Below are 13177 nucleotides of genomic sequence, written 5' to 3'. Positions count from 1 at the left end.
GGCGCGCTTGCATAGGCTTGCGGTATGCAGCGGTGGCGGGGATACGACGCGGTTCCGGGCGGCTGGGGCCGATCGGTCGTGACGATCGGTGTCTTCGACGGCGTGCACCGCGGTCACCAGGCGACCATCGGCGACACCGTGAAGCGGGCCCGTGACCTCGGTGTCCGCTCGGTGGTCGTGACGTTCGACCCGCACCCGTCCGAGGTGGTCCGGCCCGGCTCGCACCCGGCCGTGCTGACCGAGGCCACGCGCAAGGCCGACCTGATCGAGGCGCTCGGCACGGACGCGCTCTGCGTGCTGCCGTTCACCCAGGACTTCTCCCGGCGCTCGCCCGAGGAGTTCGTGCACGAGGTGCTGGTCGAGCACCTGCACGCGGCCCAGGTCGTGGTGGGGGAGAACTTCCGGTTCGGCCACCGCGCGGGCGGCGACGTGCAGCTGCTGCGGCGGCTCGGGCGCACGTTCGGCTTCGCGGTGGAGGACGCGCCGCTGATCTCCGCGGAGGAGGGCACGGTCTTCTCCTCGACCTACATCCGGGCCTGCGTGGATGCGGGCGACGTGGTCGCCGCGGCCCGCGCGCTCGGCCGCCCGCACCGGCTGGAGGGCGTGGTGGTCCGCGGCGACCAGCGCGGCCGCGAGCTCGGCTTCCCCACCGCGAACCTGCTGTCCGGGCGGTTCGCCGCGATCCCGGCGGACGGCGTCTACGCCGGCTGGCTGGTGCGCCGCGACGAGCGGCTGATGGCGGCCGTCTCGATCGGCACCAACCCCACGTTCTCCGGCACCGAGCGACGTGTCGAGGCTTACGTGCTCGACTTCGCCGGCGACCTCTACGGCGAGCGGCTGAGCCTGGACTTCGTGGCGCGGCTCCGGGAGACCCGTGCCTACCAGGGAGTCGAGCCGTTGGTGGCGCAGATCACCGAGGACGTCGCCCAGACGCGGGAGCTTCTGCGCGCCGGGTGACCGGGCCGGTTGCGGGCGGTGTTCGACCGGGTTGCTGTAGTGTGGTTGAGACTTCGGGTCTCCGAAGTTTCGCTCCGCCTGCCTGCTCGACGCCGTGGGCCGCGGATCAGCGACAGGTTGCAACCGACAGGATTTGATGAAATGGCGCTCGACCAAGAGCAGAAGAGCAAGATTCGCGCGGACTACGCGACCGTCGAGGGTGACACCGGTTCCCCCGAGGTTCAGGTCGCCGTGCTGACCAAGCGGATCGCGGACCTGACCGAGCACCTCAAGGTGCACAAGCACGACCACCACAGCCGTCGTGGTCTGCTGCTGCTGGTCGGCCGTCGCCGCCGGCTGCTCAACTACGTCCAGAAGAAGGACATCGCCCGCTACCGGACGCTCATCGAGCGCCTCGGCCTGCGTCGATAGCTTCTTCGACGGGCGGCGGAGACGCCGCCCGTCCCGGTAACACCACAACACAGACAGCTGGGCCGCACTGACCACCGCCGGTCAGCGCACCGGTCCTCGGTAGTGGCCTCCGGGCCGGCGATCACCGCCGCCCCGGGCGCTTCGATCGAAGACCGGCCGACTGAGCTGCCGCCCCCATCCGCGGGCGTCGCTCCGGCACAGGTGGTCGTGGCCCACGACCGAAGGAGTGCAACACCGCTTATGACCGAGCAGAACAACGCTCTCGGCACGCAGCACAGCACCGCAGTGATCGACAACGGCGCCTTCGGCACCCGTGAGATCACCTTCTCCACCGGCCGCCTGGCCAAGCAGGCCGCCGGCTCCGTCATCGCCCAGCTCGGCGAGACGGTCGTCCTCTCCGCGACCACGGCCGGCAAGTCGCCGAAGGAGCACTTCGACTTCTTCCCGCTGACCGTCGACGTCGAGGAGCGGATGTACGCCGCGGGTCGCATCCCCGGCTCGTTCTTCCGCCGTGAGGGCCGGCCCAGCGAGGACGCGATCCTCACCTGCCGCCTGATCGACCGGCCGCTGCGCCCGTCCTTCACCAAGGGCCTGCGCAACGAGGTTCAGGTCGTCGAGACGATCCTGGCGCTCGACCCCGCCCACCCGTACGACGTGGTCGCCATGAACGCGGCGTCCATGTCCACCAAGCTCTCCGGCCTGCCGTTCTCCGGCCCGATCGGCGCGACCCGGGTCGCGCACATCGACGGCCAGTGGGTGGCGTTCCCGACGCTCGAAGAGCTGGCCCGCGCCACCTTCGACATGGTCGTCGCCGGGCGCACGCTGCCCGACGGCGATGTCGCGATCATGATGGTCGAGGCCGAGGCCACGCCGCAGGCGATCAAGCTGATCGCCGCCGGCGCCACCGCGCCGACCGAGGAGATCGTGGCCAGCGGCCTCGAGGCCGCCAAGCCGGCCATCCGCGAGCTCTGCCGCGCGCAGAGCGAGCTGGCCGACGTGGCCGCGAAGCCGATCGCCGAGTTCCCGGTCTTCCTGGACTACCAGGACGACGTGTTCGAGGCCGTCTCCACCGCGATCCGGGGTGAGGTCGCCGAGGCGATCAAGATCGCCGGCAAGGCGGAGCGCGAGGAGGCGCTCGACCTGGTCAAGGCGAAGGCCGTGGAGCAGGTCGGCCCGCAGTTCGAGGGCCGCGAGAAGGAGGTCTCCGCAGCCTTCCGCTCGGTGACCAAGTCCGAGGTGCGCAATCGCGTGCTGCGCGAGCAGGTCCGCATGGACGGCCGTGGCCCGCGCGACATCCGCCCGCTGACCGCCGAGGTCGGCGTGCTGCCGCGGGTGCACGGCTCCGCGCTGTTCGAGCGCGGTGAGACCCAGATCATGGGCGTCACCACGCTGAACATGCTGCGCATGGAGCAGGCGCTGGACACTCTCGCGCCGGAGAAGTCCAAGCGCTACATGCACAACTACAACTTCCCGCCGTACTCCACCGGTGAGACCGGCCGGGTCGGCTCGCCGAAGCGTCGCGAGATCGGCCACGGCGCGCTCGCCGAGCGGGCGCTCGTGCCGGTGCTGCCGACGCGCGAGGAGTTCCCCTACGCGATCCGGCAGGTCTCCGAGGCGCTGGGCTCCAACGGCTCGACGTCGATGGGCTCGGTCTGCGCGTCCACGCTGGCGCTGCTCTCCGCGGGTGTCCCGCTGAAGGCGCCGGTCGCCGGCATCGCGATGGGCCTGATCTCCGACGAGGTCGACGGCAAGACGCAGTACGTGACGCTGACCGACATCCTCGGTGCCGAGGACGCGTTCGGCGACATGGACTTCAAGGTCGCCGGCACGCCGGAGTTCGTCACCGCGCTTCAGCTCGACACGAAGCTCGACGGCATCCCGTCGGACGTGCTGGCGGCCGCGCTCCAGCAGGCGCACGAGGCTCGCGCGACGATCCTCGGCGTGATGCAGGCCGCGATCGAGGGTCCGGGCGAGATGTCCGACTACGCGCCCCGGGTCACCACGGTCAAGATCCCGGTCGACAAGATCGGCATGGTCATCGGCCCGAAGGGCCAGACGATCAACGCGATCCAGGACGAGACCGGCGCCGAGATCTCCATCGAGGACGACGGCACGATCTACGTCGGCGCCACCAACGGGCCGTCGGCTCAGGCCGCGGTCGACCGGATCAACGGCATCGCGAACCCGACGCTGCCGAAGGCCGGCGAGAAGTTCCTCGGCACGGTCGTCAAGACGGCCGCGTTCGGCGCGTTCATCTCGCTGGTGCCCGGCCGCGACGGTCTGCTGCACATCTCCAAGGTGGGCAACGGCAAGCGCGTCGAGAAGGTCGAGGACTTCCTCAACGTCGGCGACAAGATCGAGGTCCAGATCGCGGAGATCGACGCACGCGGCAAGATCTACCTCGACAAGGTCCGTGCCGAGGGCGAGGAGGCCCCGGCCGAGGCCGCCGGTGGCGACCGTCCGGCCCGCGGCGGCGACCGTGGCGACCGCGGTGACCGCGGCCCGCGCGGCGACCGTGGCGACCGCGGCCCGCGGGAGAGCAGTGGCGAGGGCGGCGGCGAAGGCGGCGAAGGCGGCGACAACCCGCGCCGTCGCCGGACGCGCCGCGACTGATGACGAACCCCGTTCAGCGGGGCGCTGACCCACTGGGCGGCACGGTCAACAAGACCGTGCTGCCCAGTGGGCTGCGCATCGTCACCGAGTCCATCCCGACCGTCCGCAGCGTCTCGATCGGGATCTGGGCCGCGATCGGCTCCCGCGACGAGACGCCGGAGTTCTCCGGTGCCTCGCACTTCCTGGAGCACCTGCTCTTCAAGGGCACCGAGCGGCGCACCGCCATGGACATCTCCGCGGAGATCGAGGCGGTCGGCGGCGAGACGAACGCGTTCACCGCCAAGGAATACACCTGCTACTACGCGCGTGTGCTGGACGAGAACCTGCCGCTCGCGGTCGACGTGCTCTGTGACCTCGCGGCCAACTCGCTGCTGGCCGAGGCGGACGTCGAGACCGAGCGTGGCGTGATCCTCGAGGAGATCGCCATGCACGACGACGAGCCCGGCGACCAGGTGCACGACATCTTCACCGAGCTGATCTACGGCGACCATCCGCTGGGCCAGCTCATCTCCGGGACCGAGCAGACCATCGGCGCGATGACCCGCGCGCAGATCGAGACGTTCTACCGCGAGCGCTACACCGCGCCGCACCTGGTGATCGCCGCGGCCGGCAACCTCGACCACGACGCGATCGTGGCCCAGGTGACCGCGGCGCTGGCCGGCACGCCGCTGGACGGCCCGCCCGCTTCGCCCGCGTCCCGGCGCGCGTCCGAACCGACCCCGGCGTACGCGCCGCCCGCGCAGGTCGTGGAGCCGAAGGACACTGAGCAGGCGCACGTCGTGCTCGGGGCGCCCGGCCTGTCCCGGCTGGACGACCGCCGGTTCACCGCCGGCGTGCTCAACAACGTGCTCGGCGGCGGCATGTCCAGCCGCCTCTTCCAGGAGATCAGGGAGAAGCGCGGCCTGGCCTACTCGGTCTACTCCTACACCACGCAGTACGCGGACTCCGGCCTCTTCGCGGTCTACGCGGGCTGCGCGCCCGGCAAGGTCGAGGAGGTGCTGGAGCTGTCCCGCGCGGAGCTCGCCCGGGTGGCCCGCACCAGCCTGACCGCGGAGGAACTCGATCGCGGCAAGGGCATGACCAAGGGCGCGTTCGTGCTCGGACTGGAGGACACCGGCTCCCGGATGACCCGCCTGGCCAAGGCCGAGCTGCTCTACGACGACCTGCTGCCGGTCGCCGGTTTCCTGGAGCGGGTGGACGCGGTCACCGCGGACGAGGTCGCGGCGCTCGCCGCGGACCTGCTCAACCGGCCGCGGTCGCTCGCGGTCGTGGGCCCCTTCGACGAGGAGACGGACTGGTCTCTGGGATAGTGGCGCGGTGAGCGAGACTATCCCAGTCGCAGTCCTCGGCGCCGCCGGCCGCATGGGCACCGAGGTGTGCAAGGCGGTCGGCGCCGCCCCCGACCTGGAGCTGGTGGCCACAGTCGACGCCGGCGAGCCGCTGGACAGGGCCGCCGGCGCGCGGGTGATCGTGGACTTCACCACGCCCGGCGCCGTGATGGACAATCTGCGCTGGGCGATCGGCCGGGGCATGCACGCGGTCGTCGGCACCAGCGGTTTCACCGAGGAGAAGTTCGCGCAGGTGCGTGACTGGCTCGCGGAGGCGCCCGGCGTCGGCGTGATCGTCGCGCCGAACTTCGGCATCGGCGCCGTGCTGATGATGGAGTTCGCGGCGAAGGCGGCCCGTCACTTCGAGTCCGTCGAGATCATCGAGCAGCACCACCCGCGCAAGCTGGACGCGCCGAGCGGCACCGCCACGCACACGGCCCGGCTGATCGCGGCCGCGCGCGCGGAGGCCGGGCTGGCCGCCATGCCGGACGCGACCGAGGACGAGGTCCCGGGTGCGCGCGGCGCGGTGGTGGAGGGCGTGCGGGTGCACGCGGTCCGCGCCACCGGGCTGGTCGCGCACCAGGAGGTGCTGTTCGGCGCGCTCGGCGAGACGCTGACCATCCGGCACGACTCGCTGGACCGGGCGTCGTTCATGCCGGGCGTGCTGCTGGCGGCCCGCGAGGTCCTGACCCGCCCCGGCCTGACGGTCGGCCTGGCACCGCTGCTCTGAGGTGATCCAGGCGTCGTTCACGTCGTGAGTGACGCCTGAATCCTCAGAGCGGCGCGTCCGCCAGCGAGACGTGCAGGCGGAGCTGGGGGATGAGCAGGTCGTCGACGTCGAGCGCCCGCGAGGCACCGTCCGGCTCCCAGCCGGCCGAGCCGAGGAACTTCCGGGTCGCCGCGTCCGCGTCGTACGCCCACGCGACCGCGGTGCCGAACAGGTCCTCCCGCCACAGGTCCACGGCGGCGGACAGCAACCGGCTGCCGTGGCCGCGCCGGCCCCAGCGCGGCTCGACCAGCAGATCGGTGACGGCCACGACGTCCGGCCCGAACACGCCCGGCTCCTCGCCGGGCGCGAGTGCCTGCTCATCGGCCGGACCCGCCGCGGCGAAGCCCACCAGATACGATTGTTCGGCCTGCTCAACGGCGACCAGAACCCGGTGCCGGGGTGTCGGTGGGGCCTCGATGGACTCCCGCCACCGCTCCGTCAGCCAGGCGACGTCGACCGAGTCGAGCACCTGCTTGGGCAGCAACCGGCGATATGCGACCCGCCAGGTCGTGAGCTGGATTCGCGCGATGTCACCGGCGTCCTGCGAGCCGGCCGGTCGAACGTGCCCGAGTGCCATGGTTGGCAAGAGTACGTGTACACACTCGATCTCTGGGGGACTCTTCCGATGCGGACGCTCTGGCGGGTCGCCGGCGTGGTGCTGTTCGCCGTCGCCGTCGCCGTCTTCGACCTGGTCACGTCCGCGCGGCACGGGTTCTTCGACCTGAAGGTCTACTGGGGAGCGCTGAACTACTGGGCCAACGACGGCGGCATGCTCTACGACTACCTGAACCCGAACACGCTGTACGGCTTCACGTACCCGCCGTTCGCCGCGTTCGTGATGCTGCCGCTGTCCTGGGTGCCGTGGACGGCCGCGATCACGATCAGTGTGATCGCCACCGTGATCGTCACCGCGGTGGTGGTCTGGTGGCTGATCCGGCCGATCGCGCAGCGCCAGGGCTGGACGCCGTGGCTGGCGTTCGCGATCGCGGCCTGTCTGGTCGCGGCGTACGAGCCGATGCGCGAGACGGTCAACTTCGGCCAGGTCAACATGCTGCTGCTGTTCATGGTCGCGGCCGACGTGCTGTTCCTCGTCGCCCGCAGGAGCCCGTTCGGCGGCGTCGGCATCGGCCTGGCCACCGCGATCAAGCTGACGCCCGGCGTGTTCATCATCTATCTGTTGGTCACCCGCCGCTGGCGGGCCGCGATCACCGCGTCCGGCACGGCCGCGTTCGTGACGCTGGTCGCCGCCGTGATCGCGCCGGACGCGTCCCGCGAGTTCTGGACGTCCGCGCTGTGGAACACCGACCGCGTCGGCGACCTCGGCTTCATCTCCAACCAGTCGCTGCAGGGCGTGGTCGCGCGGCTCTTCGGCGACGACGTGAGGCCGCTCTGGGCGCTGCTGGTGGTGGCCACGCTCGTCTTCTGGGGCTGGCGTTGCCGGCTCGCGCTGCGGGCCGGTGACGAGCGCGCCGGGCTGGCGCTGACCGCGGTGCTGGGCTGCCTGATCAGCCCGGTGACCTGGGTGCACCACCTGGTCTGGCTGCTGCCCGCGCTGTTCCTGATCGCCGGTGACGGCTTCCGTTCGGTGGGGCGCCGCAGGAAGGTCATGCTGACGATCGCGTTCCTGAGCTGGGCGATCCTGTGCAGCCGGCTGGTCTGGATCTGGACCTACCGCACCGGTGGCCTGGGCGGCTTCCTCGGCGGCAGCGCCTACCTCTGGGTCACCGTCGTGCTGCTGCTGGCGATCCCGATCGCCCGCCCGGACGACTCCGAAGATCAAGATCTGTCCGAGGGTACGGAGGAGGCCCGCCCGTCCCTGGTGGCCTGAGAAACTGTCGGAGGGGCCGGGTAGCGTGCGCTCGATGGCCATCTCCGACGATCTCTCGCTCGCCCAGGCGCGGCGCGTCACGCTCGCCGCGCAGGGCTTCACCGATCCCGCGCCGGGCGGCCCGGTCACCATGCGGCACCTGCGGCGCGTGCTGGGCCGGGTCGGCCTGCTGCAGATCGACTCCGTCAACGTGCTGCAGCGCGCGCACTACCTGCCGATGTTCAGCCGGCTCGGGCCGTATTCGACGGAACTGCTCGACCGCGCCTTCACCCGCCGCCCCCGCACGCTCTTCGAGTACTGGGGGCACGAGGCGTCGCTGATCCCGGTCGAGCTGCAGCCCGCGCTGCGCTGGCGAATGGCGGAGGCGCACACGTCCGCCTGGGGCGGCATGCGGCGCATCGCGCAGGAGCAGCCCGGCCTGGTCTCCTGGGTGCTCGACGAGGTGCGCGCCCGCGGCCCGCTGACCGCCGCCGAGATCGAGCACGACGCGCCGCGCGAGACCGGCAACTGGGGGTGGAACTGGTCGGTGGTCAAGCGCGCGCTGGAGTGGCTGTTCTGGTCCGGCGAGGTCACCTCGGCCGGCCGCAACTCCGCGTTCGCCCGGCTCTACGACCTGCCGGAGCGGGTGCTGCCGGCCGCGGTCATCGACGCGCCGACGCCCGCGGTCGAGGACGCGCACCGGCAGCTGGTCGAGATGTCCGCCCGCGCGCTCGGCGTGGCCGCGGAGCCGGAGCTGCGCGACTACTTTCGGCTTCCGGTCGCGGGCGCCCGGCGCGCGATCGCGGAGCTGGCCGAGGCCGGCACGCTCCGCCCGGTCCGGGTCGAGGGGTGGAACCGGCCGGCCTACCTGCACGCCGACGCGCGGCTGCCCCGCCGGGTGCGGGCCAGCACACTGGTCAGCCCGTTCGACCCGGTGGTCTGGGAGCGGGCCCGCGCCGAGCGGCTGTTCGGCTTCACGTACCGGATCGAGATCTACGTGCCCGCGCCGCAGCGCCTCTACGGCTACTACGTGCTGCCGTTCCTGCACGGCGACCGCTTCGCCGGCCGCGTCGACCTCAAGGCCGACCGCCGGTCCGGCGTGCTGCGCGTGCCCGCGGCCTGGCGCGAACCGCACGCGGACGAGGCGGAGACCGCTTACGCGCTCGCGGCCGAACTGCGCCGCCTCGCCGGCTGGCTGGGCTTGGCCGAGGTCGCCCCGCCCGAGCGCGGCGACCTGGCCCCGGCCCTCACCGCCGCCCTGGCCATGGACCACGACGCCGCCCCGGCCCTGTCCGTCGCCACCGACGGCCTCTAACGATCCGGCCGCGGCCGCCGCGTCCGGTAGCAGCCGTGCGTGGCCGAGGCTCGGCCACTCCCCGATCGTTGCCGGCCGGGATCGTGCTGGCGGAGACGTTGCTGACCGGGCTGCTCACCGCCGCGGCGGCGATCGGATTCGCGGCGGGGGCCTTGAAGGTGATGGGCTCTTCTGATCCGTTCTTCGCGGGGCTGACGTTTCCCTGGGAGGCGAAGGAAAGCCCGCCGCACTCGCGGGATCGGCGGCGGGGCGCAGCGCGAGGCTCATGTGCCGAAATATCACCACAAACGCGGCGGGAGCAGGCCGTCCTTAACGATCACGTGTCGCAAATCGTTGTTAAGAGCGCCGAACAACAACGATTTGCGACACGTGATCAACTCCAGCGCACGACCCGGCACACCAGGTAGCCGCGTCACCACCCGCCGTATCGCGCCGGCCGATATCGGCGCAGCCCAACACTCGCGGCCACAGACCGACCCTGATCTTCCTCGTGCGCACCGCGCAGACCGCCGCAGCCAGGCACACGACACCCCACCCCCACCACCACGCAAACAAGACCGGGCCAACGCAACCCGCGGCAACACGGAAAGCAGGCCCTCCCCGGAGCCCGAGACCCGCCGGGGGCGCCCTAACCGCAGCGGACAGCACAACGCCATCAATAAGCCGAAATTTCGGGCGCGCAGCGCCCGAAAAACGCCCCGATCCGCCAGCCTGCGGGCTGCCGGTCCCTGGGCTGCCGGTCCCTGGGCTGCCGGTCCCTGGGCTGCCAGCCTGCGGGCTGCTGGTCCCCGGGCTGCTGGTCCCCGGGCTGCTGGTCCCTGGGCTGCTGGTCCCCGGGCTGCTGGTCCCTGGGCTGCTGGTCCCTGGGCCGCCAGTCACGGCTGCCGGTCCCTGGGCTGCCGGTCCCTGGGCTGCTGGTCCCTGGGCTGCCGGTCCCCGGGCTGCCAGCCTGCGGGCTGCTGGTCCCCGGGCTGCTGGTCCCCGGGCTGCTGGTCCCCGGGCTGCTGGTCCCCGGGCTGCTGGTCCCCGGGCTGCTGGTCCCCGGGCTGCTGGTCCCCGGGCTGCTGGTCCCCGGGCTGCCGGTCCCCGGGCTGCCGGTCCCCGGGCCGCCAGTCCAGGGGCCGGCAACACCGCGTCGCCCGTTGATCGCCCGACCAGCGGGACGATCCACTGTCGCGGCCCGGCCGCGGGTGACGCCGAGGGGTGCCGGGGCCCGGCGTCGTGTCGGGTCCGCGACGTCGTGCCGGGTCCGCGACGTCGTGGGGGTCGCGGGGCGGGGGTAGGTTGGGAGGCGGGTTCGGCGAGACGGGAGACAGGGCATGAGCGGCGAGCCGTCGCAGGCGGATTCGAGGTTCGTGGACACTACGTCGCCGCACCCGGCGGACGGCACCGGCGTGGCCGCGCAGACCGCGCCGGTCGGGACGCATCCGGCTTCGCCGGCCGGGACGCACCCGCCCCACCAGCCGGGTGTGGACGCGACGTATTCCGCGTACCAGCCGAACCCCGACGGGACGTATCCGGCATATCCGCTCGGACCGGACGGGACGTATCCGGCATATCCGCCGGGATACGTGCCTCCGCGGCCAGACCGCCTCACCCGGCTCGTCACCCGCATCCACGCGCGCACCCCCCGCTGGCTGGCACCGCTCGCCGTGTTCGGCTGCGTCTCCGCCGCCGCCGGTTACGTGCTCTGGGCCGACCCGGCCGCGGCCGACGCGAACGCGACCCCCAGCTGCATCGTGAAGTACCTGACCGGCTTCGACTGCCCCGGCTGTGGCGGCACGCGCGCGGTCTGGTTCATGATGCACGGCGACATCGCGAACGCGGCCCGGCACCACGCGGTGCTGCTCTTCGCGGTCCCGTTCGTGGCCTACCTCTACGTCGCCTGGGCCGGAAAAGCGCTGTTCGGCTGGCGTCTGCCCAGCTGGGAGCCCTCGTCCCGGTCGCTGATCTGGTTCCTGGCCGCCTGGGGCGCCTTCTCCGTGCTCCGCAACCTGCCCTGGGAACCGTTCACCTGGTTCTTCGTTTGAGCCGATGAGATGTGAGTTGCGGCTTCGTCCGCGGGCCGCCCTCGCCCGGGCTGTCAGGTTTCGCTAGCCTCTGGCGAGACCTTCCAAGGGGGATTCGGACATATGGCGGAAATCGTCCCGCAAAAAGTGCAGCTGATCGCGTGGACGCAGTTCCAGGCGCCGGACGGCGTGGCGTGGTCCACTGATGCCGAGGGCGGGCAGGCGCTCGCCGAGTTCGCGGGCCGGGCCTGCTACCAGTCGTGGAAGAAGCCGAACCCGAAGACCGCCACGAACGCGGGCTACCTGGAGCACATCCTGGAGACCGGGCACTTCAGCGTGCTGGAGCACGGCTCGGTCAGCTTCTACTTCTCCGGCATCTCCCGGTCGCTCACCCACGAGCTGATCCGGCACCGGCACTTCTCCTACTCGCAGCTCTCCCAGCGGTACGTTCCGGAGCGCGACGCCGCGTTCGTCGAGCCCGGCGTGATCAAGGATGACCCGGAGCTGCACGCGATGTTCGCCAAGGCGGCCGACGCGAGCCTCGCGGCGTACACCGAGTTGCTGGAGGGCCTGGAGGCGAAGTTCGCCGACGTGGAGAGCCCGACGCTGCGCCGCAAGCAGGCCCGCCAGGCCGCGCGTGCGATCCTGCCGAACGCGGTCGAGACGCGGATCGTGGTGACCGGCAACTACCGGGCGTGGCGGCACTTCATCGCGCTGCGCGCCACGGAGGCGGCCGACGTGGAGATCCGCGAGCTGGCGGTCGAGTGCCTTCGTCAGCTGACCGAGAAGGCGCCGAACGTGTTCGGTGACTTCACGATCAGCACGCTGCCGGACGGCACCGAGGTCGCGGGCAGCCCGCACGCCGAGCGCTCGTAACTGTTTTTTCGCACGATCCGTCCCGCCCCGGCCACAAAGCATCACGCCGGGGCGGTGGCCGGGCGAAAGAAGCTCTCCCGCGTACCCTCGCCGGTTGAAAAAAGTCGGGAGGGCCGCGGGCCGGAGGCGAAGAGGCCTTCGGGCCGGTCAGCGGGCGTCCGCTAGGTTGTGTGCATGACGCACGACCACGGCGCCGCCCGGCGGCCCTTCGGACGAGTTATCACGGCCATGGTGACGCCGTTCCGCCCGGACGGCTCGCTCGACGCGGACGGCGCGCAGCGGCTCGCGGCGCACCTGGTGGACGTGCAGCGCAACGACGCCCTGGTGCTCAGCGGCACCGGCGGCGAGTCGCCGACCACCACCGAGGCGGAGAAGGAGACGCTGATCCGCGTCGTCCGGGAGGCGATCGGTGACCGCGCGCAGATCATCGCGGGGGTCGGCACGAACGACACCGCGCACACCGTGGAGCTGGCCCGCACCGCCGAGAAGGCGGGCGCGGACGGCCTGCTGGTCGTCACGCCGTACTACAACCGGCCGCCGCAGGCCGGCGTCGCCCGGCACTTCACCACCGTGGCCGACGCGACCGCGCTGCCGGTGATGCTCTACGACATCCCGCACCGGGCGGGCATACCGATCGCGACCGAGACGCTGCTGCGCGTCGCGGACCACCCGAACATCGTGGCCGTGAAGGACGCGAAGAGCGACCTGTTCGCCACGTCCGAGGTGCTGGCCCGGACGAACCTGGCCTACTACAGCGGCGAGGACGCGGCGACGCTGCCCTGGCTGTCGATCGGCGCGTCCGGCGTGGTCGGCACGTCGACCCACTTCGTCGGCGCGCAGACCCAGGAGCTGATCGCGGCGTTCGAGGGTGGCGACGTCGCCGGTGCGCTCCGCCTGCACCGGCAGTTGCTGCCGATCTACACGGGCATCTTCCGCACCGCGGGCACCATCCTGGTCAAGGCCGGGCTCAACGCCCTGGGCCTGCCGGCCGGGCCGGTGCGATCGCCGCTGGTGGATGCCACCGAGGACGAGACGGCGCAGTTGCGCGCCGATTGCCTGGCCGCCGGCGTGACGTTGGCGGCATGATTAACG

11 protein-coding genes are annotated in these 13177 nt (G+C 71.8%); 10 read left to right on the top strand and 1 reads right to left on the bottom strand.

The window, feature by feature from the left end:
* Positions 1–24: 24 nt before the first annotated feature.
* The 5 genes from J2S43_RS27730 (at position 25) to dapB (ending at position 6039) form a co-directional block, all read left to right on the top strand.
* Complete coding sequence (locus J2S43_RS27730) at positions 25–957, top strand: bifunctional riboflavin kinase/FAD synthetase (RefSeq protein WP_306834133.1); 933 nt, start codon at positions 25–27, stop codon at positions 955–957.
* A 141-nt stretch (positions 958–1098) separates the two neighbouring features.
* On the top strand, positions 1099–1368 hold the full coding sequence (rpsO, locus tag J2S43_RS27725; protein ID WP_306834131.1) for a 30S ribosomal protein S15: 270 nt from the start codon (positions 1099–1101) through the stop codon (positions 1366–1368).
* 240 nt (positions 1369–1608) lie between these two features.
* Entirely contained in the window at positions 1609–3981 is a 2373-nt protein-coding gene (locus J2S43_RS27720) for a polyribonucleotide nucleotidyltransferase (RefSeq protein ID WP_306834129.1), read from the top strand.
* Positions 3981–5291 (top strand): M16 family metallopeptidase, encoded by a 1311-nt coding sequence (locus tag J2S43_RS27715; protein WP_306834127.1) that lies wholly within the window; start codon positions 3981–3983, stop codon positions 5289–5291. Before J2S43_RS27720 ends, J2S43_RS27715 begins: the two co-directional genes overlap by 1 nt.
* 7 nt (positions 5292–5298) lie before the next feature.
* Positions 5299–6039, top strand: coding sequence for a 4-hydroxy-tetrahydrodipicolinate reductase (gene dapB / locus J2S43_RS27710; protein ID WP_306834125.1), 741 nt, complete (start codon positions 5299–5301; stop codon positions 6037–6039).
* Positions 6040–6082: 43 nt separating this feature from the next.
* On the opposite strand, the gene J2S43_RS27705 is transcribed toward dapB, so the two are convergent.
* Positions 6083–6655 carry a GNAT family N-acetyltransferase gene (locus J2S43_RS27705; RefSeq protein ID WP_306834123.1) on the bottom strand — a complete coding sequence of 191 codons (573 nt, stop codon included), beginning with the start codon at positions 6653–6655 and terminating at the stop codon, positions 6083–6085.
* 48 nt (positions 6656–6703) lie between these two features.
* Between J2S43_RS27705 and J2S43_RS27700 the strand changes: the two genes are divergently transcribed.
* The 5 genes from J2S43_RS27700 (at position 6704) to dapA (ending at position 13171) form a co-directional block, all read left to right on the top strand.
* Positions 6704–7906 carry a glycosyltransferase 87 family protein gene (locus J2S43_RS27700; protein ID WP_306834122.1) on the top strand — a complete coding sequence of 401 codons (1203 nt, stop codon included), beginning with the start codon at positions 6704–6706 and terminating at the stop codon, positions 7904–7906.
* Positions 7907–7940: 34 nt separating this feature from the next.
* Complete coding sequence (locus tag J2S43_RS27695; protein WP_306834120.1) at positions 7941–9200, top strand: winged helix-turn-helix domain-containing protein; 1260 nt, start codon at positions 7941–7943, stop codon at positions 9198–9200.
* A gap of 1319 nt (positions 9201–10519) precedes the next feature.
* A complete protein-coding gene (locus tag J2S43_RS27690; protein ID WP_306834118.1) occupies positions 10520–11230 on the top strand; it encodes a DUF2752 domain-containing protein in 711 nt (236 codons plus the stop codon).
* A 102-nt stretch (positions 11231–11332) separates the two neighbouring features.
* The gene (gene thyX / locus J2S43_RS27685; RefSeq protein WP_306834116.1) at positions 11333–12085 is read left to right on the top strand and encodes an FAD-dependent thymidylate synthase; all 753 of its coding nucleotides are present in this window, start codon (positions 11333–11335) and stop codon (positions 12083–12085) included.
* Between the two features lie 174 nt (positions 12086–12259).
* On the top strand, positions 12260–13171 hold the full coding sequence (gene dapA, locus J2S43_RS27680; protein ID WP_306834114.1) for a 4-hydroxy-tetrahydrodipicolinate synthase: 912 nt from the start codon (positions 12260–12262) through the stop codon (positions 13169–13171).
* Positions 13172–13177: the final 6 nt, after the last annotated feature.

This window comes from Catenuloplanes nepalensis (assembly GCF_030811575.1).
GTDB lineage: Bacteria > Actinomycetota > Actinomycetes > Mycobacteriales > Micromonosporaceae > Catenuloplanes > Catenuloplanes nepalensis.
Note: the sequence above shows the minus strand (reverse complement) of the source record. Positions and strands in the feature narration are given on the sequence as shown.

Bases quoted from the DNA above. Each gene is read 5' to 3' on its own strand.
- J2S43_RS27730 (WP_306834133.1), top strand. From the start codon at position 25: ATGCAGCGGTGGCGGGGATACGACGCGGTTCCGGGCGGCTGGGGCCGA.
- J2S43_RS27690 (WP_306834118.1), top strand. From the start codon at position 10,520: ATGAGCGGCGAGCCGTCGCAGGCGGATTCGAGGTTCGTGGACACTACG.
- J2S43_RS27715 (WP_306834127.1), top strand. From the start codon at position 3,981: ATGACGAACCCCGTTCAGCGGGGCGCTGACCCACTGGGCGGCACGGTC.
- J2S43_RS27705 (WP_306834123.1), bottom strand. From the start codon at position 6,655: ATGGCACTCGGGCACGTTCGACCGGCCGGCTCGCAGGACGCCGGTGAC.
- rpsO (WP_306834131.1), top strand. From the start codon at position 1,099: ATGGCGCTCGACCAAGAGCAGAAGAGCAAGATTCGCGCGGACTACGCG.
- J2S43_RS27700 (WP_306834122.1), top strand. From the start codon at position 6,704: ATGCGGACGCTCTGGCGGGTCGCCGGCGTGGTGCTGTTCGCCGTCGCC.
- J2S43_RS27720 (WP_306834129.1), top strand. From the start codon at position 1,609: ATGACCGAGCAGAACAACGCTCTCGGCACGCAGCACAGCACCGCAGTG.
- J2S43_RS27695 (WP_306834120.1), top strand. From the start codon at position 7,941: ATGGCCATCTCCGACGATCTCTCGCTCGCCCAGGCGCGGCGCGTCACG.
- dapA (WP_306834114.1), top strand. From the start codon at position 12,260: ATGACGCACGACCACGGCGCCGCCCGGCGGCCCTTCGGACGAGTTATC.
- thyX (WP_306834116.1), top strand. From the start codon at position 11,333: ATGGCGGAAATCGTCCCGCAAAAAGTGCAGCTGATCGCGTGGACGCAG.